Annotated in this window: 25 protein-coding genes; 17 read left to right on the plus strand and 8 right to left on the minus strand. The window is 70.5% G+C overall.

The window, feature by feature from the left end; genetic code table 11:
- The first annotated feature begins 242 nt into the window (after positions 1-242).
- From FXO23_RS46340 to FXO23_RS46350, 3 genes are read left to right on the plus strand one after another with little or no spacing between them, the layout of a single operon-like run.
- Positions 243-842, plus strand: coding sequence for a TetR/AcrR family transcriptional regulator (locus FXO23_RS46340; RefSeq protein WP_158894805.1), 600 nt, complete (start codon positions 243-245; stop codon positions 840-842).
- Between the two features lie 25 nt (positions 843-867).
- The gene (locus tag FXO23_RS46345) at positions 868-1,689 is read left to right on the plus strand and encodes an amidohydrolase family protein (protein ID WP_158894808.1); all 822 of its coding nucleotides are present in this window, start codon (positions 868-870) and stop codon (positions 1,687-1,689) included.
- Between the two features lie 4 nt (positions 1,690-1,693).
- Positions 1,694-2,863 carry a serine hydrolase domain-containing protein gene (locus FXO23_RS46350; RefSeq protein ID WP_158894810.1) on the plus strand — a complete coding sequence of 390 codons (1,170 nt, stop codon included), beginning with the start codon at positions 1,694-1,696 and terminating at the stop codon, positions 2,861-2,863.
- Here the strand turns inward: FXO23_RS46350 and FXO23_RS46355 are convergent.
- Entirely contained in the window at positions 2,860-4,065 is a 1,206-nt protein-coding gene (locus FXO23_RS46355) for an ROK family transcriptional regulator (RefSeq protein ID WP_158894813.1), read from the minus strand. The two genes, FXO23_RS46350 and FXO23_RS46355, sit on opposite strands and share 4 nt — an antisense overlap.
- A gap of 106 nt (positions 4,066-4,171) precedes the next feature.
- Here FXO23_RS46355 and FXO23_RS46360 point away from each other — a divergent pair, with 106 nt between their 5' ends.
- From FXO23_RS46360 to FXO23_RS46370, 3 genes are read left to right on the plus strand one after another with little or no spacing between them, the layout of a single operon-like run.
- Positions 4,172-5,611 carry an APC family permease gene (locus tag FXO23_RS46360; RefSeq protein WP_158894816.1) on the plus strand — a complete coding sequence of 480 codons (1,440 nt, stop codon included), beginning with the start codon at positions 4,172-4,174 and terminating at the stop codon, positions 5,609-5,611.
- Complete coding sequence (locus FXO23_RS46365; RefSeq protein WP_158894819.1) at positions 5,608-8,472, plus strand: glycosyl hydrolase 2 galactose-binding domain-containing protein; 2,865 nt, start codon at positions 5,608-5,610, stop codon at positions 8,470-8,472. Before FXO23_RS46360 ends, FXO23_RS46365 begins: the two co-directional genes overlap by 4 nt.
- Entirely contained in the window at positions 8,469-9,365 is an 897-nt protein-coding gene (locus FXO23_RS46370; protein ID WP_179957067.1) for an ROK family protein, read from the plus strand. Before FXO23_RS46365 ends, FXO23_RS46370 begins: the two co-directional genes overlap by 4 nt.
- A 23-nt stretch (positions 9,366-9,388) precedes the next feature.
- Here FXO23_RS46370 and FXO23_RS46375 read toward each other — a convergent pair whose 3' ends face one another.
- Positions 9,389-10,165: an SAVMC3_10250 family protein gene (locus FXO23_RS46375; RefSeq protein ID WP_158894822.1), complete on the minus strand. Its 777-nt coding sequence runs from the start codon at positions 10,163-10,165 to the stop codon at positions 9,389-9,391.
- A 79-nt stretch (positions 10,166-10,244) separates the two neighbouring features.
- Between FXO23_RS46375 and FXO23_RS46380 the strand changes: the two genes are divergently transcribed.
- A complete protein-coding gene (locus FXO23_RS46380) occupies positions 10,245-10,841 on the plus strand; it encodes an Rv1733c family protein (protein ID WP_158894825.1) in 597 nt (198 codons plus the stop codon).
- Here the strand turns inward: FXO23_RS46380 and FXO23_RS46385 are convergent.
- Together FXO23_RS46385 and FXO23_RS46390 are read right to left on the minus strand one after the other, a co-directional pair.
- The gene (locus FXO23_RS46385; RefSeq protein WP_158894827.1) at positions 10,838-11,752 is read right to left on the minus strand and encodes a LysR family transcriptional regulator; all 915 of its coding nucleotides are present in this window, start codon (positions 11,750-11,752) and stop codon (positions 10,838-10,840) included. The genes FXO23_RS46380 and FXO23_RS46385 overlap by 4 nt on opposite strands.
- Positions 11,749-12,384 carry a TetR/AcrR family transcriptional regulator C-terminal domain-containing protein gene (locus tag FXO23_RS46390; RefSeq protein WP_158894830.1) on the minus strand — a complete coding sequence of 212 codons (636 nt, stop codon included), beginning with the start codon at positions 12,382-12,384 and terminating at the stop codon, positions 11,749-11,751. Before FXO23_RS46390 ends, FXO23_RS46385 begins: the two co-directional genes overlap by 4 nt.
- Positions 12,385-12,452: 68 nt before the next feature.
- Between FXO23_RS46390 and FXO23_RS46395 the strand changes: the two genes are divergently transcribed.
- The 4 genes from FXO23_RS46395 (at position 12,453) to FXO23_RS46410 (ending at position 16,318) form a co-directional block, all read left to right on the plus strand.
- Positions 12,453-13,976: an FAD-dependent monooxygenase gene (locus tag FXO23_RS46395; protein ID WP_158894833.1), complete on the plus strand. Its 1,524-nt coding sequence runs from the start codon at positions 12,453-12,455 to the stop codon at positions 13,974-13,976.
- A 44-nt stretch (positions 13,977-14,020) separates the two neighbouring features.
- Entirely contained in the window at positions 14,021-15,079 is a 1,059-nt protein-coding gene (locus FXO23_RS46400) for an SDR family oxidoreductase (RefSeq protein ID WP_158894835.1), read from the plus strand.
- Between the two features lie 124 nt (positions 15,080-15,203).
- On the plus strand, positions 15,204-15,851 hold the full coding sequence (locus FXO23_RS46405; protein WP_158894838.1) for a CBS domain-containing protein: 648 nt from the start codon (positions 15,204-15,206) through the stop codon (positions 15,849-15,851).
- Between the two features lie 110 nt (positions 15,852-15,961).
- Positions 15,962-16,318 (plus strand): HPF/RaiA family ribosome-associated protein, encoded by a 357-nt coding sequence (locus FXO23_RS46410; RefSeq protein WP_158894841.1) that lies wholly within the window; start codon positions 15,962-15,964, stop codon positions 16,316-16,318.
- 4 nt (positions 16,319-16,322) lie between these two features.
- On the opposite strand, the gene FXO23_RS46415 is transcribed toward FXO23_RS46410, so the two are convergent.
- The gene (locus FXO23_RS46415) at positions 16,323-16,586 is read right to left on the minus strand and encodes a helix-turn-helix domain-containing protein (RefSeq protein ID WP_218952377.1); all 264 of its coding nucleotides are present in this window, start codon (positions 16,584-16,586) and stop codon (positions 16,323-16,325) included.
- A gap of 166 nt (positions 16,587-16,752) precedes the next feature.
- Between FXO23_RS46415 and FXO23_RS46420 the strand changes: the two genes are divergently transcribed.
- From FXO23_RS46420 to FXO23_RS46430, 3 genes are read left to right on the plus strand one after another with little or no spacing between them, the layout of a single operon-like run.
- Complete coding sequence (locus FXO23_RS46420; protein WP_158894844.1) at positions 16,753-17,877, plus strand: sensor histidine kinase; 1,125 nt, start codon at positions 16,753-16,755, stop codon at positions 17,875-17,877.
- Positions 17,870-18,979, plus strand: coding sequence for a hypothetical protein (locus FXO23_RS46425; protein ID WP_158894847.1), 1,110 nt, complete (start codon positions 17,870-17,872; stop codon positions 18,977-18,979). The genes FXO23_RS46420 and FXO23_RS46425 overlap by 8 nt, the downstream gene beginning before the upstream one ends.
- Positions 18,961-19,617: a response regulator gene (locus FXO23_RS46430; protein ID WP_158894850.1), complete on the plus strand. Its 657-nt coding sequence runs from the start codon at positions 18,961-18,963 to the stop codon at positions 19,615-19,617. The genes FXO23_RS46425 and FXO23_RS46430 overlap by 19 nt, the downstream gene beginning before the upstream one ends.
- Positions 19,618-19,633: 16 nt before the next feature.
- Here FXO23_RS46430 and FXO23_RS46435 read toward each other — a convergent pair whose 3' ends face one another.
- The 3 genes from FXO23_RS46435 to FXO23_RS46445 all read right to left on the minus strand — a co-directional run bounded on the left by FXO23_RS46435 (position 19,634) and on the right by FXO23_RS46445 (position 21,847).
- Positions 19,634-20,761 carry a 2-oxo acid dehydrogenase subunit E2 gene (locus FXO23_RS46435; protein ID WP_246258503.1) on the minus strand — a complete coding sequence of 376 codons (1,128 nt, stop codon included), beginning with the start codon at positions 20,759-20,761 and terminating at the stop codon, positions 19,634-19,636.
- Between the two features lie 36 nt (positions 20,762-20,797).
- On the minus strand, positions 20,798-21,370 hold the full coding sequence (locus FXO23_RS46440) for a PadR family transcriptional regulator (protein WP_158894853.1): 573 nt from the start codon (positions 21,368-21,370) through the stop codon (positions 20,798-20,800).
- A gap of 69 nt (positions 21,371-21,439) precedes the next feature.
- Complete coding sequence (locus FXO23_RS46445; protein ID WP_158894856.1) at positions 21,440-21,847, minus strand: pyridoxamine 5'-phosphate oxidase family protein; 408 nt, start codon at positions 21,845-21,847, stop codon at positions 21,440-21,442.
- A gap of 271 nt (positions 21,848-22,118) precedes the next feature.
- Between FXO23_RS46445 and FXO23_RS46450 the strand changes: the two genes are divergently transcribed.
- The 3 genes from FXO23_RS46450 to FXO23_RS46460 are packed head-to-tail and all read left to right on the plus strand — an operon-like array spanning position 22,119 to position 24,704.
- On the plus strand, positions 22,119-22,913 hold the full coding sequence (locus FXO23_RS46450) for a nitroreductase family protein (RefSeq protein WP_158894859.1): 795 nt from the start codon (positions 22,119-22,121) through the stop codon (positions 22,911-22,913).
- The gene (locus tag FXO23_RS46455; RefSeq protein WP_158894862.1) at positions 22,910-23,815 is read left to right on the plus strand and encodes a universal stress protein; all 906 of its coding nucleotides are present in this window, start codon (positions 22,910-22,912) and stop codon (positions 23,813-23,815) included. Before FXO23_RS46450 ends, FXO23_RS46455 begins: the two co-directional genes overlap by 4 nt.
- A complete protein-coding gene (locus FXO23_RS46460; protein WP_158894865.1) occupies positions 23,799-24,704 on the plus strand; it encodes a universal stress protein in 906 nt (301 codons plus the stop codon). The genes FXO23_RS46455 and FXO23_RS46460 overlap by 17 nt, the downstream gene beginning before the upstream one ends.
- Positions 24,705-24,748 lie beyond the last annotated feature (44 nt).

Consider the following 24,748-nt stretch of genomic DNA (forward strand, 5'->3'; position numbering starts at 1 on the left):
CCACATGCCGATCATCGCAGCACGACGACCACCACCCGACAGCGGACCTGACTAGTTACGTGGTGCCACCGATCAGGGCACCGAGCCCGAGCACGGGCAACGCCCGGGTGGGCGTAGTCAGCGGCTGCGGCGTCATCAGCTGATCGTATCCGTGCGAGGTATGGCGAAGATGAAAAACGAGCGGTCCCGAAAACCGGTTCGTGTGGCACTATTGCGCGCATAACTTCTCTGGAATGGCGCACATGTCCGACCTGCGAAGCCAGCACTCGCGATCCGGCCCGGGCAGCGGCCGCGAACGCGCGATCCGGGCGGCCTACGAACTCTTCAGCCGCGAGGGCACCCGCGCGGTCGGCGTCGACACGGTGATCGCCCGGGCCGGCATCGCCAAGATGACGCTGTACCGCAACTTCTCGTCCAAGGACGCGCTCATCCTCGCCGTGCTCGAACGGCGCGCGGAACTGTGGACTCGTGATTGGTTGCGCGCCGGAACCGAACGGCTCGCGCAGCGGCCCGCCGAACGCCTGCTGGCGGTGTTCGATCTGCTCGGCGACTGGTTCGCGTCTCCCGATTTCGAGGGCTGCGCGTTCATCCGGGTGCTGCTGGAGAGCGACGCCGGCAGCGAGGTCCGGCAGGCGTGCGTGCGCCACCTCGGCGAGATCCGGCTGTTCCTGGAGGAACTCGCCGCGGAGGCGGGCGTCGCCGAGGCGGGCGAGGTCGCGCACCAGTGGCACCTGCTGATGAAGGGCGCCATCGTCGCCGCCCTCGAAGGCGACCGCCGGGCCGCCGCGCGAGCGCGCGAGCTGGGCGTTCTGCTGTTGCGGGCACACGGCGCCGAGGCCTGAGGCCGCCTTCTGCTAGGAAGGCCCCATGATCGAGGCAAGCGCGGGCGCGGTCGATGCGCACGCCCACGTGCTGTCCGCGGGCGGGAACGGCATCGCCGGTGCGGCGTACCGGCCGTTCGCCGCGCCGGTCGCGGACTTCCTGGCGCATCTGGACGCGCTCGGATTCGCCCGCGGGGTGCTGGTCAACCCGAGCGTCTACGGCTCCGACCACACCGAACTGCTGGCCGCCCTGCGCGCGCATCCGGACCGGCTGCGCGGGGTCGCCGTCGTTCCGTCCGATGTGGACGATGACACACTGGACGAGCTGCACGCGGCCGGGGTGCGCGGCTGCCGGGTGCAGGACCGGCTGGCCGGGGGACAGCCGATCGCCGAGCTGCCCGAGATCGCCCGCCGGGTCGCCGGACGCGGCTGGCACGTGGAGGTGTGGACCGATCTCGCCGAACACGCGGCGGTGGTGCGGTCGGTGCTGGAAACCGCGACCACACCGATCGTGCTCGACCACCTAGGCAACATCCCGGCCGGGGAGCGGGGGACCGGCCTGCTGCTCGAACTGCTCGCCGCGGGGCCGTGCTGGGTGACCTTGTCCGGCGCGTACCGGCTCGCCCCGGGCATGCCCGAGGCCGCGGCGGCCCGGCTGCTGCGGGACCGGGTCGAAGCGGTGCTGGCCGCGGCGCCGGACCGCGTGCTGTGGGGGTCGGACTGGCCGTACGTGGCCCCGCCGGGCCCGGTGCCGACCGCCGCGGAACACGCCGCGGTACTGGACGACTGGCTCGGCGACGCGGAGCTCCGCACCCGCGTGCTGGTGACGAATCCGGCCGAACGCTACGGCTGGGATGTGCTGGAATGAGCGCATGGCGGTGATCGACGGCGAGGTGGCTCCCGGGTTCGAACCGGTGCGGGCCGCGTTCGCGGCGAACTTCGAGCACGGCGGCGACGTGGGCGCCGCGGTCAGCGTCTACCACCGGGGCCGCAAGGTCGTGGACCTGTGGGGCGGGGTGGCCGATCCGGAAACCGGGCGCGTCTGGGCGCCGGAGAGCCTGGTGCTCGTCTACTCGGCCACCAAGGCGGCCGCGACGATCAGCGCGCACCTGCTCGCCCAGCGCGGCGCGCTGGACCTGGACGCGCCGGTGGCCGAGTACTGGCCGGAGTTCGCCGCCGAAGGCAAGGCGGAGATCCCGGTGCGGTGGCTGCTGTCGCACCAGGCGGGGCTGTGCGCGCTCGACACGCCGGTCCCGCTGGCGGACGCGCTGGCCTGGGATCCGATGGTCACCGCGCTCGCCGCGCAGCGCCCGGCCTGGGAACCGGGAACCGCGCACGGGTACCACGGCCGGACGTTCGGCTGGCTGGTCGGCGAGGTGATCCGCCGGGTCTCGGGGCGCAGCCCGGGAAGGTTCTTCGCCGAGGAGATCGCCGCGCCGCTGGGGCTCGACTTCTTCATCGGTCTGCCCGCCGCGGAACGGGACCGGGTGAGCCGCCTGATCTTCGATCCGCCGGGCGCCGACATCTCCGCGATCCCGCTCGCGCAGGTGCCCGAGGAGTACCGCTCGCTCGTCGCCGCGGCGCAGGATCCGAATTCGCTGATGAACCGGACCTTCGGCGTCACCGACCCGGACATCGACTTCACCGATCCCGCGGTGCAGGCGGCGGAACTGCCGTCCAGCAACGGAATCTGCACCGCGCGCTCGCTCGCGCGCCTCTACGCCGCGCTGCTCGGGGAGGTCGACGGCGTCCGGGTGCTCACACCGGAGACGCTGACCGCGGCGACCGCCGAGCAGGCCGCCGGAACCGATCTGGTGATGCTCCTGCCGACCCGGTTCGCTTCCGGTTTCATGCTGCCGACCGAGACCGAAGCACTCGGCGGCCCGGCGAGTTTCGGGCATCCCGGCCGCGGCGGCGCCCTCGGCTTCGCCGATCCGGAAAGCGGCAGCACTTTCGGGTACGTGACGAACCGGATCCGCCAGGATCCCGACGACGACCGCGCCGCCTCGCTGGTCGCCGCGGTGCGGGAGTCGCTCGGTTAGCCCGCTCGGCCGCGGCGGTGGAAGACGACGTCGCGCGCGGTGTGCAGGGCGGTCGCGATCGCGCCGGTCAGCGCCGCCTCCTCGCCGAGTTCGCCCGGGACGATCCGGGGCCGCCACGGGGATGCCTTCGCCAGCGCGCGTTCCAGCGGTTCGGAGAGCAGATCGGTGTTCTTGCCGATTCCGCCGCTGATCACCACCAGTTCCGGGTCGATGACCGCGGTCACCGAGCACACCATGAACGCGAGCCGGGTCGCCTCCTCCTCGACCACGCGCAGCGCGCGTTCGTCGCCTTCCCGCGCGAGCCGGAAGACGTCCTTGGCCGTGCGGACCTTGGCCAGCCCGTGCGCCTGGGCGCTCGCCACCACCGACTGCGCCGCCGCCGCGGATTCCAGCATGCCCTGGCGCGGCCGGGTGAAGTCGAAGTCCGGCAGCCCGCCGGTCGGCCAGCCGTAGGGCAGGTACCCGACCTCACCGGCCGCCCCGTGCGCGCCGCGGAACAGCGCGCCGTTGACGACGATGCCCATCCCGATGCCGGTGCCGACCGTCGCGCAGACGAACACGTCGGCGCCGCGCGCGGCCCCGGCCTCGTGCTCGCCGACCGCGGACAGGTTCGCGTCGTTCTCCACCACGAGATCGGTGCCCAGCACGGTTTTCAGCTCGTTCAGCAGGCCCTTGCGTTCCCAGCCGGGCAGGTTCGGCGCCTGCTGCAAGGTGGCCGATCGGGTGTCCGGCACACCGGGCGTCCCGACCACGGTGGCCACCACGTCGTCCAGCCGCAGCCCGGCCTCGGTCACCGCGTGCTCCGCGCCCTCGCGCACGGTCCGCATCAACGCGCCCGCCGACCGCGCGCGGTTCTTCTCGTCCAGCCGCGACACCACGCTGCCGGTCAGATCGGCGACCGCGACCCGGATCAGCTGCCGCCCGATGTCGATGCCCAGCACGTGCCCCGCGGACGGGTTCACCTCGTAGACCACCGCCGACCGGCCCGGCCCGGCGAGCGTGCGCCCCGCGGTGCGCACCAGGCCGTGCTGCTCCAGATCGAGCAGCGCCTGGCCGACGGTCGGCTTGGACAGCCCGGTGTCGGTGGCGATCTGCGGCCGGGTGGCCGAACCCTGTGCGCGCAACCGCTCCAGTACCACCCGCTGGTTCAGTTCCCGCATGTTCGCGGGTGTCCCCACCTGCGGTGACCTGTCCACGCTCATCCTTGCCCGCCTTCGCCCCGACTTCACCTCAGTTTACGTGCCGCCCCTTCCGGTGAGGCGGCTCATATGTTAAGAAACTTTACTAACTATCCGACGGAGGCGTGCCGTGACTTCAACCACCCGATCCGGTGGATCCGGCGCCGGAACCGACCCACCCGGTTTCGAGCGGCGAATCGGTCCCCTGCAAGCAACCGCGATCAACATGACGCAGATGTGCGGTATCGGCCCGTTCGTGACGATCCCGGCGATGGTCGCCACCGTGCAAGGCCCGCAGGCCATGTTCGGTTGGATCATCGGCGCGATCATCGCGCTGGCCGACGGGCTCATCTGGGCCGAACTGGGCGCCGCGATGCCCGGCGCCGGGGGCACCTATCTGTATCTGCGCGAGGCGTTCCAGTACCGGACGGGCCGGCTGATGCCGTTCCTGTTCGCGTGGAGCGCGGTGCTGTTCATCCCGCTGATCATGTCGACCGGGGTGATCGGCCTGGTCACCTACCTCGGCTACCTGGTGCCCGGCGTGGTGGACGCGGACGGCCACACCACCTTCCTCGGCCACGCGATCGGCATCGCCGTGGTGGCGCTCGTCGTGCTGGCGCTGTACCGCAAGATCGGCCAGATCGGCAAGCTCACCACGGTCCTGTTCGCGGTCATGCTGTTCTCGGTGCTGGCGGTGATCGTCGCCGCGTTCACCCATTTCGACGCGGCACAGGCGTTCGCGTTCACCCCGGGCGCCTTCAGCCTGGGCGGCGGCGCGTTCTGGAGCGGCCTGGGCGCCGGGCTGATCATCGCGATCTACGACTACCTGGGCTACAACACGAGCGCCTACCTCGGCGCCGAAGTGCGCGATCCGGGCCGGACGATTCCGCGCGCGATCGTGTTCTCGATCCTCGGCATCATGTCGCTCTACTTCCTGCTCCAGGTCGGCGTGCTCGGCGCGGTGCCGTGGCAGGAGGTCACCGAATCCAGTTCGATCGCGTCCCTGGTCTTCGAACGGACCTGGGGTGAGACGGCGGCCAAGATCCTCACCGTGGCCATCGTGATCACCGCGTTCGGCTCGGTCTTCGCGGGTCTGCTCGGCGGTTCGCGGGTGCCGTTCGAGGCGGCGCGGGACAAGGTGTTCCTGCCGTGGTTCGGCCGCCTGCACCCGCGGCTGCACTTTCCCACCTTCGGCCTGCTGGCGATGGGCTTGATCACCGCGATCGGTTCGCTGTTCACGCTGACCGACGTGATCAACATGGCGCTCGCGGTGCTGGTGATCATCCAGTCGATCGCCCAGGTCGCGGCGATCGTGACGCTGCGCCGGCGCCAGCCGCACCTCAAACGGCCGTACCGGCAATGGCTCTTCCCGGTGCCGACGATCATCGCGCTCGCCGGGTGGATCTACATCTACTATTCCGCGACCTCGCTGTCGATCCGGCTCTCCATCGCCTGGATCGTCGTCGGGATCTTCGCGTTCACGATCTGGGCCAAGGTCGAGCGGACCTGGCCGTTCGGGGAGAAGGACATCCAAGAACGCTTCGTCGCCGAAGAAGGAGTGAAAGGATGAGAAAGCCCAGGATTGCCCGCTTGGCGCTCGGCGCGGCGGTGCTCCTGCTACCCGCGTTGGTGGCCGTCGGAGCACCGGCCGCGGCCGACCCGGACGCGGAGTTCGCGGGCCCGCAGCGCGCTCCGATCACGCTGGGCACGCAGGGGTGGCAGGTGCAGAGCAGCGAACTGGCGAAGCAGCCGGGGGAGCAGGTCTCCAGCCCGGACTTCGCCCCGCGGGGCTGGCTGCCGGTCAAACCGGATGACGCGGGCGCGCCCGGCACCGAGTTGAACGCCTTGGTGCAGAACGGCGAATGCCCGGACGTCTTCTACGCCGACAACATGCGCAAGTGTTTCGGCTACATGCCCAAACTAGGCCCGGTGACGGTGCCCCGGTTCGCGGTGCCGTGGTGGTTCCGCACCGATTTCACCCCGCAGGTCAAACCGGGCCAGAGCGCCAAACTGCTGATGCCTGGCGTGGTCGGCGAGGCCGACGTGTGGGTGAACGGGAAGCTCGTCGCCGATCGCGAAACCGTGTCCGGGTCGCTCGCCTCGCGCACCTTCGACATCAGCGAACTGGTGCGCCCGGGCAAGAACTCGCTGGCGATCAAGATGTACCCGAACAATCCGCTCACCATGTTCACCCTGGACCAGGTGGACTGGGGCCAGATCCCGCCGGACAACAACACCGGCATCATGTTCCCGGTCAAGCTCCAGGTCTCCGACGAACTCACCGGCAGCAACGCGCACGTCAAGCAGAACACCGCGCCGGACGGCAGCCGGACCGCGCTGACCGTGAAGACCGACGTCACCAACAACTCCGACCGCGCGCAGCGGGCCGAGGTGAGTGCGAAGATCACCCCGCCGGACCGCGGGCGGCCGATCGTGCTCAAGCAGAAGGTGACTGTCGCCCCGCACAGCACGCAGACGGTCGCGTTCACCCCGGAGAAGTTCGCTCAGTTGCGGATCGCCAAGCCGCGCCTGTGGTGGCCGTACGCGATGGGTGATCAGCCGCTCTACACGCTGAGCACGGCGATTTCGCAGAACGGGCGGGTGTCCACCACTTCGCAGGACACCTTCGGCATCCGGCACATCAGTTCCCGGCTGGTCGGGAAGTCGCCGCAGGCGCCGGAGGGTTCGCGGATCTACGGCATCAACGGCAAGGAGATCGTGTTCCGGGCCGGTGGCTACGCGCCGGACCTGTTCCTCCGGTACTCGAAGGAGGAGGTGGCCCACCACATCACGCTGATCAAGAGCCTCGGCCTCAACGGCATCCGGCTGGAAGGCCACGACATGCCGCAGGACTTCTACGACCAGATGGACCGGGCGGGAATCCTGATCTACGGCGGATTCATGTGCTGCGACGCGTGGCAGCCCGAACCGGACGCGAAACTCACCGAGCGGGACTACCGGATCCTGTACGAGTCGGCGGTCGGGATCGGCAAGATGGAGCGCAACCACCCCAGCGTGTTCACCTACAGCTGGAGCGACAACGAACCGATTCCGCGACAGGAGAGCGAAACGCTGAAGGGTTTCGCGGAGACCGACTTCGACGTCCCGGTGATCGCCTCGGCCGAGTACAAGAAGACGCCGACCCTGGGCCAAGCGGGCATGAAGGAGGGGCCGTACGACTGGGTCCCGCCGAGCTACTGGTACGACACCACGCATTTCGACCCCAAGGACCCCTCGCGGACGAATGTGGGTGGCTCGTGGGGCTTCGCCAGCGAGCAGAGCGCGGGACACACCGTCCCGACCCTGGATTCGATCAAGCGGTTCCTCTCCCCGGAGGAGCAGGAGAAGCTCTGGAAGGACCCGGAGTACAACCAGTACCACGCCAACTTCCAAAGTGGACATGGCGGCTACGCCTTCGGCACGCTCTACACGTTCGACACGGCGATGGCCAAGCGGTACGGCCAATGGTCTGATTTGGACACTTTCGTGCAGCAGGCGCAGGTGGCCAACTACGAGAACGTCCGTTCGCAGTTCGAGGCGTTCATCGCGCATTCGACGGACAAGCAGAACCCGTCGACGGGCATCGTGTACTGGCAGCTCAACAAGGGCTGGCCGACCCTGCTGTGGTCGCTGTTCAACCACGACGGCGACCAGCCGGGCGCGTTCTTCGGCGCGCAGAAGGCGAACAAGCCGCTGCACGCGTTGTTCACCTACGACGACAACACCGTCACCGTGGACAATCTGACCGGTTCGGCGCAGCGCGACCTGTCCGTGCAGGCCCGGGTGATCGACCTGAACGGCAAGGTCCTCGACGACCAGACGGCGAACGGCATCACCCTGGCGAGCCAAGGCGTGCGCAACGCCGTGCTGAAGCCGAAGGTCCCGGCGGCCACCAACCCGCCGCAGCAGGCGCAGACCTACTTCGTCGAACTGCAGCTGAAGCAGAACGGCAAGGTCGTCGACCGCAACGTGTACTGGCGCTCCACCCAGCCGGACGTCGTCGACTGGGACAAGACCTACGGGAAACCGCAGGCCACCCTGTCCCAGTACGGCAGCCTGCAGGATCTGCAGAAGCTGGCGAAGGCGAACGTGAACGTCACCGCGAACACGCGGCCGGGCCAGGGGCCGAACGGGGCGGACACCGTCACCACGGTGACCGTCACGAACACGTCGAACACGCCGACCGTCGGGTTCTTCCTGCGCGCGGACGTGCGGCGCGGGACCGGTGGCGGGCAGGAGCTGCCGGGCGACAACCAGGTGAAGACCGCCACCTGGGACGACAACAACCTCGTCCTGTGGCCCGGCCAGTCGCAGACCATCACCGCGAGCTACCGGGCGGCCGATCTGCGGGGCGCCTCGCCGGTGGTGACCCTGTCGGGCTGGAACGCCGGCAAGCTGACCGTGCCCGCGCCGAACGGAACCGGGGAGTGATCGCAGCCGAACTGATCCTGGGCATCGACTTCGGGGGCACCAAGGTGGCGATCGGCCTGGCCGACCGCACCGGGACGGTGCTGGTCCAGCGACGGCTGGACACCGACGCCGATGCCGGGGCCGGACAGGTGGTTTCCCGGGCCCTGGCCACGGCCACCGCGATGCTCGACGGGCATCGCGGTGGCCGGCTCCGCGCGGTCGGGGTGGTCAGCCCCGGCATCGTGCTGCCGGACCGGATCCTGCTGGCCCCGAACGTTCCCGGCTGGGAGAAGCTGCGCCTGCGGGAACTGGTGGCCGCCGAGTTCGGCGGCGTTCCGATCGAGGTCGGGACGGACGCCAAGGCCGCCGCGCTCGCGGAGTGGCGGTGGGGCGCGCTCGCCGGGGCCGATCCGGCGGTGTTCCTGTCGCTCGGCACCGGGATCGCGGCGGCGGTCCTGGTGGGCGGCCGGGTGCTGACCGGCGCGAACGGCGCCGCGGGCGAGATCGGCTACAACCTGCTCGGCCCGGGCGACACCGGCGGGTTCGCCACCGGCTCGGCGCCGCTCGAGGAGGCGGTGGGCGGTCGCGGGCTCGGCCGCCGGGCGACCGAACTGCTCGGTCACCCGGTGAGCGCGGGGGAGTTGTTCGCCCTGGCGAAACGGAACGCCCGCGCGAAGGAACTGGTGACCGCGGCACTCGACGAACTGGCCGTGCACGTGGCGAACCTGGCGATCGCGGTGGATCCGCGGCGGATCGCGGTGGGCGGCGGACTGGTCCGCTCGGCGGACGTCCTGCTCCCCGCGCTCCGGGAACGCCTGGCCAGCGCGGTCCCGTTCCCACCGGAACTGGTCGCGTCCCAGTTCGACCAGGACGCCGCCCTCCGCGGCGCCATCGCCCTGGCGCTCGCCGCGTAACCGGGGGCGTGGGCGGCAGCCGCTCACGCCCCCGAAAGCTCGTCCGCTTCCGGCGGGTGCACGTATTCCACGTAGAGCGGGGTGGCCACGACCAGGCGCGCCGGGTCGGTGCCCGGTTGCCGGAGCAATGTCGTGCTCGCGGTGACCCTGGCGTAGCCCGCCATCCACGCGGCGGTTACCGGGGAGAACCGTTCATCGAGCAGATCGACGGTCAACCGCAGGGCGGACTGGATGTCGCCTTTCGAAAACCCCTGCGGTCCCTCGGCCCATACCGCTCGGATCGCGTCCCGGGGATCGGTATGGAAGGTGAGGCCGTACCGCCCGCCCGCCACGTAGTACCAGAAGTATTCGTAGGAGGGCGAGTTAAGCCCCTCAGCGAACTTGTCGAGTTCGGAATCCACCGCGACCCGGCGATCCCGCCCGATCAGCAGGTGTTCGGGCGAACCGTGCAGCAGCAACCGGACGTCTTGTTGCCCGCTGTCCAGAAACAACACCGCGGAGTGGAAGTATTTCCTTCCCATCGCCGAATAGTTGAGCGGCGCCTCGAACTGCACCCACTGGCCGGGCCGGACGGTTTCGTCGGCGTACCAGCGCGCCGCGCGGGTGGATTCCTCGATTTGGGCGATGACCTCGTCCAGTTCGGGCCGTTCCGCGTCCTCGGCGGCACGGGTCAGTTTGAGCTGGCCGAGGAACGGAATCTTCAGTTCGCCTTCGACCCCGGTCCGCTGCCACCAGCGCCGCCGCCGGTCACCGAGGAACTGCCGGAGCTTGCGATCGGACAGGTAGACCAGTTCGCGCATGGTCCGATCCTGGCAGAGGAGGAACCGGGGCTGGACGGAAACGAATTCAGCGCGCACAGTATTTCCGGAGGCGGTCGCGATGAGCGAGATGACCACGCACTGGGGCAGGTGGTGGCGTCGCGTGTTCCCGGGGCGCAATCCGATGGTCCGGCCCTGGGACCGCATCGAGGCCGCGCTGCTCGTGTGCACCGCGCTCGGCGCGGTCCTGGCGTTCCCGATCGCGGCCTCGCTCGGCTCGGACGCCTATGCCCGCCAGGTGGCGATCGCGAACGAGCAGCGCGCGACCCGGCACCCGGCCACCGCCGTCCTGCTGGCCGACGCTCCGGTCGTGTCCACCCGGTTGGACGGCACCCCGGCGCACGGCGACGCGCTGGTCCCGGCGCGCTGGCCGGTGGGCGGGGAGCAGCGGGAAGGCATGATCGTCGTCGAGCGCGGCGCGGTCGCGGGCGCGCAGGTGCCGATCTGGCTGAACGATCGGGGCGATCCGGTGGAAGCGCCGCTGAACACCACCGACGCGTCGGCCTTCGGGGTCGGGCTCGCGGTCGCGGTCTGGCTCGGCACGGTGACCACATTGGTCGCGCTGTACTGGCTCGGCGTGGCGATCCTCGACAAGATCCGCGACGGGGCGTGGGAACGCGAGTGGCGACGGGTCGGCTCGGAATGGACGAGCCACTAGCCGTCGAGCCGCAGCCGCCTGCGGATGTGGGCCGGGACCACACCGGCGCAGTCGGCCAGGCAGTCGATGAAGGCGCCGGTGAGCGGGTCCGGGCCGCCGCGGGTGTAGGCGGTGAGCACGCGGCGCACCGGCGGATCCGGGCGCAGGACGGTGCCGTCGAAGCGGGCCGGGATGACGTTCGCGGGCACCAGCGCGGGCCCGAGCCCGGCGGCGGCGAGCGCCGGCGCGGCCGCGGTCTGCTCGGTGCGCACCGCCGCGCCGGGCTGGAATCCGGCCGCCGCGCAGGCCTGATCGACGATCTCGGCGAGGCCGTTCCCGGGTGCGTAGTGCACCCAGCTCCGGTCGGCGAGCGTGGCCAGCTCCACCCGGGTGGTGTCCCCGGCCGGTTCGTCCGCGGGCAGCACCACGACGAACTCCTCCTCGCCGAGTGTCCGGATTGGACCATCCCAGTCCGCCGGTTCCGGCCCCACGGCGAGATCCGCTTCGCCCGCGACCATCGCGGCCCGCAGTTCGGCGGCGTGCCGGTGCTCGAAGAGTCTGATGTGGACACCGCAGTGCGCGCGGCGCCAGGCGCGCAGGGCGGCGGGGAGCACGCCGAGGCTGATCGAGTAGACCGTGGCCAGCCGCAGCTCACCCGACTCGAGACCGGACACCGCACGTGCCGCGCCGCGGGCCCGGTCCGCGTCGGCCAGCGCGGCGCGGGCGTGCGGGAGCACCGCGCGGCCCATCGGGGTGAGCCGGACCGCGCGGGGCAGCCGCTCCAGCAACGGCCCGCCGACCACGCGTTCCAGCGCGCGCACCTGATGCGACAGCGCGGGCTGGGTGACGTGCAGCAGTTCGGCGGCACGCGTGAACGAACCCGCGTCCACGATCGTCACCAGGTACTCGAGCTGCCGCAGGCTGAGTGTCATCGCGGGTCGCCCAGATAAGCCCGGAGCCCGGTGAGCACGATGTCCAGGCTCTCCGCGAACTGGTGATCGATGTCGTCGGTGAACATTCCCGATATCGCCGCGTAGTAATCTTGGTCCGCCTGCGCACGATGGCGTTCGAGCACCTCGTCGTAGCGCTTGTCGCGATCGCCCGGTACCGGGTACACGGCCTGCTCTTCGATCGTGAAGCCGATGACGAACGTGTACAGCGTGAACAGCGCGCGGCCCGCGCGCCGGGGCTCGACACCGCTCTTGATCAGCAGCAGGAGCGCCGTCTCGTTCGGCGGTTTCTCGTCGGTGAAGAAGGTGCCGGAGAAGACCTTCGCGCCGTCCCGGTACCGCAGCAGCATCCGGCGCATCGCGAAGGCCTGCCCCTTCAGATAGGACTCCCAGTCCTGGCCTTCGCCGGGGTCGGCCAGGCCTGGCTGCGCGTCCCGGTACATCTGGGTCGCCATCTCGTCGAGCAGCTGCTCCTTGTTCTTGAAATGCCAGTACAGCGCGGGCGCCTTGACGCCGAGCTCGTCGGCGATGAGCCGCAGCGTCAGCCCGTTCAGCCCGACGTCGTTGAGCAGCCGGAGCCCGGCGCGCGCGATGTCCTGTCTGCTCAGTGCCATGTTGACACCTTAACGTTGTTAAGGGCATCCTGGGGCGGCGGGTAATTTAACAACGTTAAGGGGTGACGATGGTGGAGATCGAGACCGGTGTGCTCGTGGCGGGTGCCGGGCCCACCGGCCTGATGCTGGCCAACGAGCTGGCGCTGGCCGGGGTCGAGGTGGTCGTGCTGGAGAAGCTGCCCGCGCGCAGCGGTCAGTCGAAGGCCCTCAACCTGCAACCGCGCACCGCGGAGGTGTTCGACCTGCGGGGACTGATGGACGACGCGCTGAGCCAGGCGATCGCCACGATCGGCGGCGGGCACTTCGGCGGGCACCCGCTGAGCTACGCGGACTGCGTGACGCGGCATCCCTATCAGGTGGGCATTCCGCAGGCGCGGGTCGAGCAGGTGCTCGAGGCGCGCCTCGCCGAGTACGGGGTGGCGGTGCGGTGGGGGCACGAACTCGTGGACTTCGCCCAGGACGACTCCGGAGTCACCGCGCTCGTGCGGACCCCGGAAGGTGAGCTGCGGATCCGGGCGGCTTGTCTGGCCGGCTGCGACGGCGGGCGCAGCGCGGTGCGCAAGCGGCTCGGCGTCGGCTTCCCGGGCCACGACGCCTCCCGGGTGGCCCTGGTGGCCGACGTGGTCATCGAGAACGCCCCGGCCACCGTGCCGAAGCACTGGCGGTCGATGCGCGACGTGCTGAAGGCGGGTTCGGGGAACGACGGGTTCACCGAGGTGTTCGGCGGTCTGATCCCGCTCGGGGAGCCGGGGGTTTTCCGGCTGGCCTACGGCAACCTGAACGGCGGCGCCGAAGGCCGGGACGACCCGGTGACCGCCGAGGAGGTGGCGTCGGCGGTCCGGCGCTGCTATGGCGAGGATGCCGTGGTGTCCGAGGTGCGCTGGGCCTCCCGGTTCACCAACGCGACCCGCCAGGTCGACCGCTACCGGGTGGGCCGGGTGCTGCTCGCGGGCGACGCGGCGCACATCCACTTCCCGGCGGGCGGCCAGGGCCTGAACCTCGGGGTCCAGGACGCGATGAACCTCGGCTGGAAGCTCGCCGCCGAGATGCGCGGCTGGGCGCCGGACGGCCTGCTCGACACTTACCACGCCGAGCGGCACGCGGTGGGCGCCGACGTGCTGGAGAACACCCTGGCGCAAATGCTGCCGCCGCAAGCCTCCCCGGAAACCCGCGCCATGCACCGGCTCATCCGGACACTCGCGGACCTGCCGCAGGGGCAGCGGTTTCTGGTCGGAATGGTGTCCGGTTTGGACATTCGATACCCGATCGACGCGCCGCCGCACCCGATGCTGGGCGCCCGGTGGATCGATGTGGAACTCGAGGTGGACGGGGACCGCCGCTGGAGCAGTGAACTGCTGCGCACCGGCCGGGGCGTGCTGTTCTCGGTGGATTCGCGCCACCTGGTGACCGCGAAGCCGTGGGCGGATCGGGTGGACGCGATCTCGGTGCCCGAACTGCCCGGGGTGGACGCCGATGCCGTGCTGATCCGCCCGGATGGATACGTCGCGTGGGCCGGGGACGGCGAGGGGCTGGAAGCGTCCCTGCGGACCTGGTTCGGCGGTATGAACAACGTTGATGGGTTCGGTGAGTAACAAGACTTGGACTCATCGGCAGGTGCCGGGGCAAGATCGGCGCCATGAGCGCAGAGCACAAGGTCGCCCTGGTCGTCGGGGCGAACGGGGTCATCGGCCGCAACCTCGTCGAGCACCTCGCCGAACTCGGTGACTGGACGGTCGTCGGCCTGTCCCGCCGGGGCGGCGCGGACCGCGAGCGGGTCACCCACCTCCAGGTCGACCTCCTCGACCCGGAGGACTGCCGGGAGAAGCTCGGCGGCCTCACGCACGTGACGCATGTCTTCTACGCGGCATACCAGGATCGCCCGACCTGGGCCGAACTGGTGCCGCCGAACCTCGCCATGCTGGTCAACGTCGTCGAGGCCGTCGAGCCGGTCGCGTCCGGGTTGCGGCACATCAGCCTGATGCAGGGCTACAAGGTCTACGGCGCGCACCTGGGCCCGTTCAAAACCCCCGCCCGGGAGACCGACGCCGGGCACATGCCGCCCGAGTTCATGGTCGACCAGCAGGAGTTCCTGGAACGGCGTCAGCGGGGCAAGGCCTGGACCTGGTCGGCGATCCGGCCGTCCGTGGTGGGTGGGACCGCGCTGGGCAACCCGCTCAACCTCGTGGTGGCGATCGCGGTGTACGCGTCGATCTCCCGGGAACTCGGGCTGCCGTTGCGCTTTCCCGGAAAACCGGGCGCGTACGACAAACTGCTGGAGATGACCGACGCCGGGTTGCTCGCCAAGGCGACCGTCTGGGCGGCGACCGACGAGCGGTGCGCCAACCAGGCGTTCAACATCAACAATGGCGACCTGTTCCGGTGGAACGAGATGTGGCCGAAGATCGCCGATTACTTCGAACTCCCGGTCGCCCCGCCGCTGCCGATGTCCCTGGATGTCGTGATGGCGGACAAGGAATCGTTGTGGAACGCGATGGTCGAGAAATACGACCTGACGCCGACGAAGTACGCGGATGTGTCCTCGTGGACATTCGGTGACTTTGTGTTCTCGTGGGATTACGACATGTTCGCGGATGGGGCCAAGGCGCGGCGTTTCGGTTTCCACGAATACGTTGAGACCGAAACGATGTTTCGTGCACTCTTCGACGACCTGCGGCGACGCAAGATCATTCCCTGAGGTTCAACTCGGACGAAAACTGTCGGAATTCAGTACGGGACTTTCGGCCCTGCCCCGGGAAATGGAATTGGTGCACGCTGTTCGCCTGGAACCGCTGTTCCGAGCCCAGCCTGGAGAGTTCACCATGCACACCATCGTTGTCGACGACGTCATGACCCAGCCGGTTGTCAGTGTCATTCCCTCCGTGCCGTTCAAGGAGATCGTGTCGCTGCTGGCGGACAACAGACTCGGTGCGGTGCCCGTGGTGGACGGCGCCTACCGGCCGATCGGCATGGTGTCCGAGGCCAACCTGCTCATCAACGGGCGGGCCCAGCGCAATTCGGTGCGGTTGTCGAGTTTCCGGTGGCGGGTCGACCTGCCGACCGCGGGCACGCTCATGTCGAAGGTCATCTACACCATCGCTCGCGGGGAAACGGCCGCGGCGGCCGGACGGCGGCTGGTCGAAGGCGGATACCGGCGGTTGTTCGTCGTCGACGGGTCGGGGCGGCTGGTCGGCGTGCTGGCCCGCCGCGATCTGCTCCGGCTGTATCTGCGGCGGGACGGTGAGATCAGCCGGGACATCCGCGAGCACGTCCTGCGGGACGCGCTTCCGCTGAAACCGGACGCGGTCACCGTGCGGGTGCAGCAGGGCGTGGTCAAGCTGAGCGGAACCGTCGACCGGCGCAGCGACGCCGACCGCGTCACCCGGCTCACCGAGGCGGTGCCCGGTGTGGTCGCGGTGCGCAACCAGTTGCGGTGCGTCTTCGAGGACGTGCTCGCGCAGTGGACCTAGACAGGTGAATCCTCACCCGGACAGATCGATTCCGTGGGACTTTGGTCCCTACGCCGTGCGCCCTCCCACCGGCCAGAATCGGGGGTGAACGAGACCGACCGGAGGGCCCAATGGCAGAAGCGAGTACCGACCGCCCGGTAGACGTGCAGGTGCAGCGCGGCGCGGGGATTCCGGCCCGCGCGGCCGAGTACGCCGAGGGCACGTTGCGCACGCTCGCCTACCACGCGCCCCGGCCGATCCGGCACGCCACGGTGACCTTGATGCGGATGGACGGCGACCAGCCCATCACCGTGCACGCGACCCTGGATATCGAGGGCCTGCCGGTACGGGCACACGCGGTCGGCGACAGCATCGCCGAAGCGGTGGATCTCGTGCGGGAGAAGCTCCACGGCCGGCTCGCGCGGCTGTCCGACGGCATGCGGCTGGACTACCGGCCGCGGCTGCGCGTGGTCACCGGCGAAGGCTAGCGCGCTAGCCGATCCGGGCGCCGCTTCCGCTGGCCCGCGCCCAGCTGCGCGTCAGCTCGCTGAACTCCTCCGGGCTGGCGCCGCACAACCGGCCGAAGCGGCGGAGCACCTCGAAGCTGTCCGGCACCGATTCGCCGCGGCAGTAGCGGTGCAGCGAGGAACTGCTCACCCCGATCCGCCGGGCCAGCGACGCGTAACTGCGATTCGTGCGCGACTTCAACGAGTGCATCTGTTCGGCCAGCCGAGCCACGTGTTCGATCCGGGACACCCCAACCCCCTAGTTTCGCCTCCGCGCCACGGTAGGACGCGGGACGGCCGCGTGCTGACGGTCGAACACCCCACAACCGCGGCCGGGGGAGTCGCCGTTTCCGTAATGGGGGTGGGAACCTGACAAGGGGTGGGACAGTCGAAGCGTGCTTGAGGGGGTGAGCGCGATGACCGGGCCGGCCGAGCGGGAATTCGAGCGACTCGGCCGGAAGTACGCGGCCGCGTCGCGCACCGCCGTGGTGGCCGCGGCGAGCGCGCTCGCCCTGGTGGTGGTCCCGCCGCCGCACTTCGCGTTCGCCGTGGTGGTCGTCGTGTCGTTGAACCTGTGGAGCGCGGTGTACTGCGTGCGCACGGCGCTCGAGCCGACCGGTTGGGTGCTCGCCGCGGACACCGGGGTGATCGCGCTGGTCTGCCTGACCGCGCCGTGGACCGAGACACCGTCCGCGCTGAACAACAGCACGGGCTGGGTGCTCGTCGCGGCGTCGATCACCGCGGTCGCGCACCAGTGGCACAGCACGCCCGTTCGCGGCCTCGCCACCACCGCCGTGATCATCGCCGCGTACCTGGGCGGTTCGGCCCTGGCCGCGGAATCGTCCTGGACGGCCGCGTTGCCGATCGGACTGTGGACGCTGGGCGAAGCGGCGCTGTCCCGTGGCCTGCGGGTGGTGCTCCGATCCGCGGCCCGCGCGGCGGACCGGGGCGCCGCCCGGGGCGAACGGGTCCGTCGCGAAGCGGAGATCGCCGCGGCCCGGCGCGCGGACGAGCGCGCCCATCTCGCCGCGATCCACGACACGGTCGCCGCCACCATGCTGGCCATCGGGACCGGCATGGTGAGCGGGAAGGAACCCTGGCTGGCCGAGCGGGCGGCGGAGGATCTCCGGGCGCTCGCCGGGCGGCCGGACGCGCCGGTGGGGGAGGTTGACCTGGTCGAACTGGTCGGCCGGGTGGCGCGGCGGAGTCCGCTGAGCGTCGAGGTGCGGGCCGACGGCCCGGTGCCGTTGCCGGCGGCGCCCGCGGTCGCGCTGTGCCAGTCGGTCGGCGAGGCGCTGGCGAATGTCGTGCGGCACGCCGGGGTGGAGTCGGCGACGCTGCGGCTCGAGCGGGTCACCGGCGGGGCCGTGGTCGAGGTCGCAGATCAGGGCAAGGGCTTCAACCCGGACCTGGTTTCCCCGCATCGCCGGGGACTCTCTCTGTCCATTGTGGATCGAATGACGAAGGTCGGCGGTCGTGCGGCGATCGTGGCCGCGCCGGGGCGGGGTACCAGGGTCCGGCTGGAGTGGTGCGGTGGATGAGCCGTCCACCGCGGACACCGTGGCGCGGTTGCTGCGTGGCCTGCGCCTGGCCACCCTGCTGATCACTCTGGTCACGCTGTTCGGCCTGGATCTTCCCCTGCTGGTGGCCAATTTCGCGGCCTACCGGTCGCCGGGGCTGGAGGTCGCGGCGTTCGTGCTGCTGAGCGCGGTGGCCGGATGCGCCGGGGTTTTCCAGTGGCGGGACCGGCCGCTGGGCCGGTTGCGGTGGCTCCTGCTGGTCGCGGTGTTCGCCGCGTCGGCCGCCGCGTTGACCGGGGTCCCGCCCGCCCTGCTGGTCGAGGAGGCGGAGTGGTCCTACGGCACGATCGGCTGGTTCGGCCTGCTGCTGTTCGCCGACCGCGGCGTGCGCCCGGTGCTCGCCTTCCTCGCCGCGCATCTGGCCATCAGCTTCGGCCAGCTCGTCCTGGTCGGCCCGACCGACCGGACTTCGCTGGTCGGCATGGCGATGGTGAGCGTGATCGTGCTGGGTTACCAGCTCGCGGTCGCCCTGGCCACCGTGCACCTGCACCGGCTCGCCCGCACCGCCCGCGAGGCCGCCCGGCGCGAGGAACGGATGCGCACGCGCGAGGCGGTGGCCGGGCAGCTGCACCGCGACCGCCGGGCGCGTTTCGCCGATCTGGCGACCAGTACGGTACCCCTGCTGACCGGGCTGGCCTCCGGTTTGCTCGACCCCGCCGAGGACCGGGTGCGCCAGTCCTTCGCGGTCGAGGCGGCCCGGATGCGCCGCCTGTTCGCCGAACGCGACGATGTGCCGGACCGGCTGCTGCACGAGGTGCGCGCGTGCGTGGATCTGGCCGAGCGCAAGGGAGTCACGGTGGCCCTGGGAACTTGGGGCGAATGTCCGGAGTTGCCGTTGCGGGTCCGTCGCGCGCTGACCGAACCGGTCATGACGAGCCTGGTGACCGCGGTGGCCGAGGCCAGGGTGACCGTCGTCGGCGCGGGGGACGGGGTGACCGTGAGCGTGGTGACCGACGCGCCGCCGCCGGAGCGGATCGCGAGCACGGTCGACGACGTCGCCGTGACGCGGCTGGCCGCGGACGGGCGGTACTGGGTGGAGGCGACATGGCGAGCGAAGAACTGATCACCGCGGTCGTCATCGACGACCACCCGGCGATCGTCGCCGGGGTCGAGGCCTGGTGCGCCGCCGCGGATCCGCCGATCCGAATCCTCGACTCCGGGCCGAGCGTGGCCGCCGCGTGGGTGCGGCCGGGGGACCGCGCCGACGTCGTCGTGTTCGATCTCCAGCTGTCCGGGCAGACCCCGGCCTACGCCGACCTCCGCCGGCTGGTCGACGCCGGTCGTCAGGTAGTGGTCTACACCATGCGCGATGACAAGGACACCGCGCTGACCTGCCTCGACATCGGCGCGTTCACCTTCCTCACCAAGGCCGAGGGCCAGCACCACCTGGTCGCGGCGATCCGTGCCGCGGCCGAGAACCTGCCCTACACCCCACCTTCGCTGGCACGGGCGATCGGGATCGACGACCGGCCGGACCGGCCCCGGCTGAGCCCGCGCGAGATCGACGTCCTGGTCAACTGGTTCGCCTGCGAGTCCAAGGAAATGGTCGCCGAGAAGCTGGGGCTGTCGGCGCGGACGGTCGGCAGCTACATCGACCGGGTGCGCATCAAGTACGCCAACGCCGGGCGCGCGGCGCCGACCAAGGCGGGCCTGGTCGCCCGGGCGATCCAGGACGGCTTGGTGCGCCTGGAGGATCTCTAGGAGCCAGTCCTGGGTGTCACAGATCGTAGGGCCGCTGGAGCCATTCGTCCACGGCGCGCAGGAACCGGGCGCCGGTCGAGGCGTCGGCGGCCCGCTGGTCGAGCGCCAGTGTCGCGGTGACGCTCGGCGCGCCGGCCGCCGGGCCCGCGCCGAAACCGGCCAGCGCCACCTGCGGCGGGTGAAGCACGCCGTGGACGAACTCCACCCCTTGATCGCTCAGATCGGTCACGGTGATCGTGGCCGAGGTGAGTTCGGGCAGCCGCAACCGGCCCGAGCGCGCCCGGCCGCGGAGATCGCGCAGCCGCCGCAGCAGTTCCTCGAGCGGCAGCAGATCGGCGTCCGGAATCGCCGGGACGGCCGGACCGCCTTCGGGCAGCGGCACGGTGACGCCGAGTTGCACCCCGTCGCCCGGCCGGAAGGCGCCGTCGATCCAGTGCCCGTTGAGGGCGGGCACCTCGGCGGCGGCGAGCGCGGTCGCCTTGAGCAACAGCGCCGCGGGCGCCAGCCGATCGGCCGCCCGCCGGTCACGCTCGCGCAGCCAGGCGGTGGCGCGGCGCAGGTCGATCGTGGCGGACAGCGAGAAATGCGGGATCTCACGTCGCGCTCGCGCCGCGATCCGGTTCCGAATCACCACCGGCGCGGCCGCGGCCCGGATATCGGCTATGCGCACGGTGTTCCCCGGGCCACTACCGGCCACTGTGGACAGATCGACACCGAGGTCGGCGGCCACCCGCCGGGCGTAGCGGGATACCCGGATCCCCGGTCGCGCGGCGGCGTGCTCGACATCGGCGCGGGTGATCAGGCCGTCGCGGCCGGTGCCGCGGACGGTGGTGAGATCCACGCCCAGCCGCGCGGCGAGTGCCCGCGCCGGGGGATGGGCGAACGGTGGCCGCGCCGGTTCCGCGGCGATCCGGGCGAGGGCCGTGCCCGGTGGGACCGTGTCGCCTGCCCGTACCAGCAGTTCGCGCACGGTGCCGGTGAGCGGGCAGCGGATGTCCACGGCGGCCTTCGCGGTGTCCACGATCACGGCCACGTCACCGGCGCGTACCGCGTCGCCGGGCGTGATCAGCCATTCGACGACCGTTCCCTCGTGGATGCCCGTGCCGAGCGGCGGCATCGGGAACTCGGCATCGGGGAACGGCACCCGTTCAGTGCACACCCCCGTGATCGACTCGTCCAGTCACGGATTGGCCGGCCACTCGAGGCTGCCTGCCCGGATCTCGGCCACGGTCCGGTCCACCCAGGCGAGTTCAGACTCACACATGTGCAGGGCGTACTCGACCTCGATCATGAAGAGCCGGGGGAGATCCGCGGTTCCGGCCAGCACCTCCCGGATTTCGCGGATCCGTTCGGCGAGGTGGCCGGCGCGCTCGGTCAGCGCGTCCACGGCGCCTTCGGCCCCGAGGGCGCCGAGGTAGGAAACCGCGGCGACGAACTTGGGGAACTCGTTCACCGGGACCCGTACCAGCTCGTCGATCCAGCGGACGAACTCCTGCCGGCCGAGTTCGGTGTGCGCGTACACGGTCCGCTCGGGGCGCTTGCCCTCCCGCACGGTTTCCCGCGGCTCGATCCAGCCGTGCCGGACGAGCGCTTCGACGGTGTCGTACAGCGATCCGGAATTGATCTTGAAGCTGCTGTCCTTGTGGCGTTCTCGCAGTGTGGCCGCCATTTCGTACGGATGCATCGGCTGCTCCTGCAGCAGGCCGAGCACCGCCAGCGCCAACGGGTTGGTGATCCTGCGTTTCCCCGGCATGGTCAGTCCGCTCCCTACTAGTCGGTCCCTACTATATGGACCCGTCCAGCGGCTCGTGCGGCGGGGAATCTACAGGGGGAGTATGCGGCGGCCGGAAACCAATTCGGCGGTGATCCGGATGTAGTGGTGGTGCGAATTCGACACCCAGCTGCGCAACGGTAGTTCGTCGAGCTTGGACCGCTCATCCGGATCGGTGATTTCGCTGGCATGCCCGACGATGCTGACGCTCCAACCCGAGCGAAGATCGTCCGCGATGGAATCGGCTTCGAATCCCACGACCGCGTTCTGCATCGCGGCGGTGAGTTTGCTGCCCGCGACGGTGCGCACCACGATCGCGCCCTCGTGCAGTGCGAAGTTCACCGGCTGAACCGCGGGCATCGCCCGGTCGGTGTACACGATCCGGCCCAGGGGTACACCGGCGATCAGCTTCAGGCACTCCTCCCGGTCGAGGATCTCCAAGCCCGCCGAGTCGAACATGGAGGCTCCGCTCTGCGTGATGATCCGCTTCGACCTCCACTTTGCGTGCGGCCTTTTTCTGGTAATAGGGTCCAAAGTCCCTAGTTATGAGTAAGCCTCTGCGTACACTTCCCGCTCGCGTTCGATACGGCAAAGTCGGGCAATCACGGGGAAAATAATTCACGTAAGGGCCGAAAGTCCCTGTTGTTCAAGGACGAGCGCTTCTGCCGCGAAACCCCGCGGGTCGCAAGGCTGTTAGACGCCGCACTTGACTCCCCGGGGAGGAACCTTGATGACCACCGATCTCGTGTCCCTCGATCGGCACGTCTGGTCGTGCGCCGAGAAGGCGGTGCTGGCCAGGGCCGCGACCAGGGCGCCGCACTGCGGTCTCGGCTGCCCGTGGACCCTGGAGGTGCGCGAGGACCGGGTCGAACTGTACGAGCAGTTCGACGGCAGCGCCTGGCACAACAACACCGGCAGCCGGGAGCGGGTGATCGCCTGCGGCGCCGCGCTGGCCAACCTCACGTCCGCGATCCGGGTCCTGGGCTGGGAAGCGGGCGAATCGCTGTTCATCGACCCCCTCCGGCCGGATCTGGTCGCCCGGATCACGGCCCGGACCCGGCGGCGAACCACCCGCACCGACGTCGTCCGGTACTCGGCGATCTTCCGCCAGCGCCGTCATCGGCACGCCGTCGATCCGGGGCTGCTGCCGGCCGGGGTGTTGCACGACATCCTCGCCGCGGGATGCGGCCCCGGCATCCGTGCGCATCCGCTGCACGGCAACCCGCCGGTCGGCCGCCGGACCGTCGGTGAACCCTGCTTCCTGGTGGTGACCGAGACGAGCGGCCGGCGTGAGTTGCTGCTCGCCGGGAGCGCGATGCAGCAGATGTCGCTCGTGGCCACGGAGAACGGACTGTCCTGCTCGGTGCTCACTCGTCCCCTGCAATCGCCCGAGTTGCGCAACCGCCTGCTGCGCCACCTCGGCCTCACCGGCGTCCCGCAGCTCATGCTGTGCGTCGGCTACCCGTTGACGACATCCCTGCCAACTCCCCGCCGTGTGATCGGCGAATCGGAGGAATTGCGATGACTTATCCCGAACCGGGCAGAACCGTGACCGTGGGGGTGGACGGTTCCACGGCCGCGATTTCCGCGGTGCGCTGGGCGGCGGCCGAGGCCGTTCGCCGGGAGGCGACCCTGCGCCTCTTCCACGCCTGCGTGCTGCCCCCGATGCGGAATCCGCGGCCGCTGTCCGCGGCCGTGGGTTACTCGGACGGGTTGTTCGAGGACGGCCGGCGCTGGCTGCGGGAGGCCAAGAACGCGGCGATGCTGGAGCAACTCGGCCTGGAGGTGACCACCGAGCTGACCATCGGCAACGCGGTGGACCAGCTGATCTACGAATCCGACAACGCCAGCCTGCTGGTGCTGGGGTCGCGGGGCATCGGCGGGTTCCGGGACATGCTCGCCGGTTCGGTCGCGGTGGCGTTGCCCGCGCACGGGCACTGCCCGATGGTGGTGGTCCGGTCGGCGACCCCGGTCGGCTCGCCTCCGGTGCAGGGGCCGGTGGTCGTGGGCGTCGACGGATCGCCGGCGAGCGACGCGGCGATCGGATACGCCTTCGAGGCGGCCGACGACCGCGGCGCGCCGCTGATCGCCGTGCACGCCTGGAACGACATCGTCGCCGACGCCGCGTGGTCGATGCCGTCGCTCAAACTGGACCGGCACGCGATCCAGGCGGCCGAGGAGGAGCGCCTCCACGAGCGGATGAACGGATGGCGGGAGAAGTACTCGGACGTGCGGGTGTACCTGGAGGTCATCGCGGACCGGCCGTCGCACGCGCTGCTGGCCCGCGGCGAAACGGCCCAGCTCATCGTGGTCGGATCGCGGGGGCGGGGGAGGTTCGCCGGGGCGGCATTGGGATCGACCACGCGTGCCCTGCTGCACCACGCGGTGTGTCCGGTGGCGGTGCTGCCTCATGACCTCGCTCGCTGACGCCGCTCGCGCCCCGGTCGTCGTCGGGTTCGACGGCACGAATTCGGCCCGGCGGGCGATCCGCTGGGCGGCCGCGGAAGCGGTGCTGCGCAACAGGTCGCTTCGGCTGGTGCACTGCCACGACGTGGCCGCGCCGGTTCTCGGCGGCTTTCGCGCCGACGGGATTTCCGACGTCGTGCGGGAGCGGACCCTGCGGTGGCGGCAGCAGGCGCTCGCCGCGGCCCGTGCGGTGGCGCCGGGCCTGACGGTGGAAACGGCCCTGCGGCGCGGCCCGGTGGTCCCGTGCCTGCTGCACGAATCCCGGCATGCCGCGCTGCTCGCCCTGGGCGCCGCCGACCACGTGGCGATCCCGCGGCTGGTGCTCGGCTCGACCGCGGCCACGGTCGTGACGCGGGCGCGCTGCCCGGTCGCCGTGGTGCGCGGCGATGTCGCGAAGGCGCCGCCGGACGGGCCGGTGGTGGTCGGCGTGGACGGCTCACCGGCCAGCGAGGCCGCGGTGGAGTTCGGTTTCGAAGAGGCTTCGCTGCGCGAGGTCGAACTGATCGCCGTGCACGCGTGGCAGGACCCGTTCGGCACCGCGATCTCGGTGGAGGCGGGGGCCGGGGTGGACCTGACCGCGTTCGAGAAGGCCGCCCGCGCGGTACTCACCGATCGCATGGCGCGCTGGCAGGAGAAATACCCGGATGTGCGGGCGAGGGGGGTCGTGGTGCGCGACCACACCGTGCGCGCGTTGCTCTCCGCCCACGACGAGGCGTGCCAGCTGATCGTCGGCACCCGCGGCCGGGGCGGTTTCTCGGGTTTGCCGCTCGGCTCGACCAGTACGCTCCTGCTGAATCACGCGGCACGCACGGTGATAGTCACCGGGGCCGGAGACGAACAAATACGGTGACCGAATAGGTCTTGGCGCGTGGCTACCGTAGTGCAACGCTGTGT

The organism is Amycolatopsis anabasis, assembly GCF_009765355.1.
Lineage (GTDB): Bacteria > Actinomycetota > Actinomycetes > Mycobacteriales > Pseudonocardiaceae > Amycolatopsis > Amycolatopsis anabasis.

Bases quoted from the DNA above. Each gene is read 5' to 3' on its own strand.
- FXO23_RS46340 (WP_158894805.1), top strand. From the start codon at position 243: ATGTCCGACCTGCGAAGCCAGCACTCGCGATCCGGCCCGGGCAGCGGC.
- FXO23_RS46345 (WP_158894808.1), top strand. From the start codon at position 868: ATGATCGAGGCAAGCGCGGGCGCGGTCGATGCGCACGCCCACGTGCTG.
- FXO23_RS46350 (WP_158894810.1), top strand. From the start codon at position 1,694: ATGGCGGTGATCGACGGCGAGGTGGCTCCCGGGTTCGAACCGGTGCGG.
- FXO23_RS46355 (WP_158894813.1), bottom strand. From the start codon at position 4,065: ATGAGCGTGGACAGGTCACCGCAGGTGGGGACACCCGCGAACATGCGG.
- FXO23_RS46365 (WP_158894819.1), top strand. From the start codon at position 5,608: ATGAGAAAGCCCAGGATTGCCCGCTTGGCGCTCGGCGCGGCGGTGCTC.
- FXO23_RS46375 (WP_158894822.1), bottom strand. From the start codon at position 10,165: ATGCGCGAACTGGTCTACCTGTCCGATCGCAAGCTCCGGCAGTTCCTC.
- FXO23_RS46380 (WP_158894825.1), top strand. From the start codon at position 10,245: ATGAGCGAGATGACCACGCACTGGGGCAGGTGGTGGCGTCGCGTGTTC.
- FXO23_RS46385 (WP_158894827.1), bottom strand. From the start codon at position 11,752: ATGACACTCAGCCTGCGGCAGCTCGAGTACCTGGTGACGATCGTGGAC.
- FXO23_RS46390 (WP_158894830.1), bottom strand. From the start codon at position 12,384: ATGGCACTGAGCAGACAGGACATCGCGCGCGCCGGGCTCCGGCTGCTC.
- FXO23_RS46395 (WP_158894833.1), top strand. From the start codon at position 12,453: ATGGTGGAGATCGAGACCGGTGTGCTCGTGGCGGGTGCCGGGCCCACC.
- FXO23_RS46400 (WP_158894835.1), top strand. From the start codon at position 14,021: ATGAGCGCAGAGCACAAGGTCGCCCTGGTCGTCGGGGCGAACGGGGTC.
- FXO23_RS46405 (WP_158894838.1), top strand. From the start codon at position 15,204: ATGCACACCATCGTTGTCGACGACGTCATGACCCAGCCGGTTGTCAGT.
- FXO23_RS46410 (WP_158894841.1), top strand. From the start codon at position 15,962: ATGGCAGAAGCGAGTACCGACCGCCCGGTAGACGTGCAGGTGCAGCGC.
- FXO23_RS46420 (WP_158894844.1), top strand. From the start codon at position 16,753: ATGACCGGGCCGGCCGAGCGGGAATTCGAGCGACTCGGCCGGAAGTAC.
- FXO23_RS46430 (WP_158894850.1), top strand. From the start codon at position 18,961: ATGGCGAGCGAAGAACTGATCACCGCGGTCGTCATCGACGACCACCCG.
- FXO23_RS46440 (WP_158894853.1), bottom strand. From the start codon at position 21,370: ATGCCGGGGAAACGCAGGATCACCAACCCGTTGGCGCTGGCGGTGCTC.
- FXO23_RS46445 (WP_158894856.1), bottom strand. From the start codon at position 21,847: ATGTTCGACTCGGCGGGCTTGGAGATCCTCGACCGGGAGGAGTGCCTG.
- FXO23_RS46450 (WP_158894859.1), top strand. From the start codon at position 22,119: ATGACCACCGATCTCGTGTCCCTCGATCGGCACGTCTGGTCGTGCGCC.
- FXO23_RS46455 (WP_158894862.1), top strand. From the start codon at position 22,910: ATGACTTATCCCGAACCGGGCAGAACCGTGACCGTGGGGGTGGACGGT.
- FXO23_RS46460 (WP_158894865.1), top strand. From the start codon at position 23,799: ATGACCTCGCTCGCTGACGCCGCTCGCGCCCCGGTCGTCGTCGGGTTC.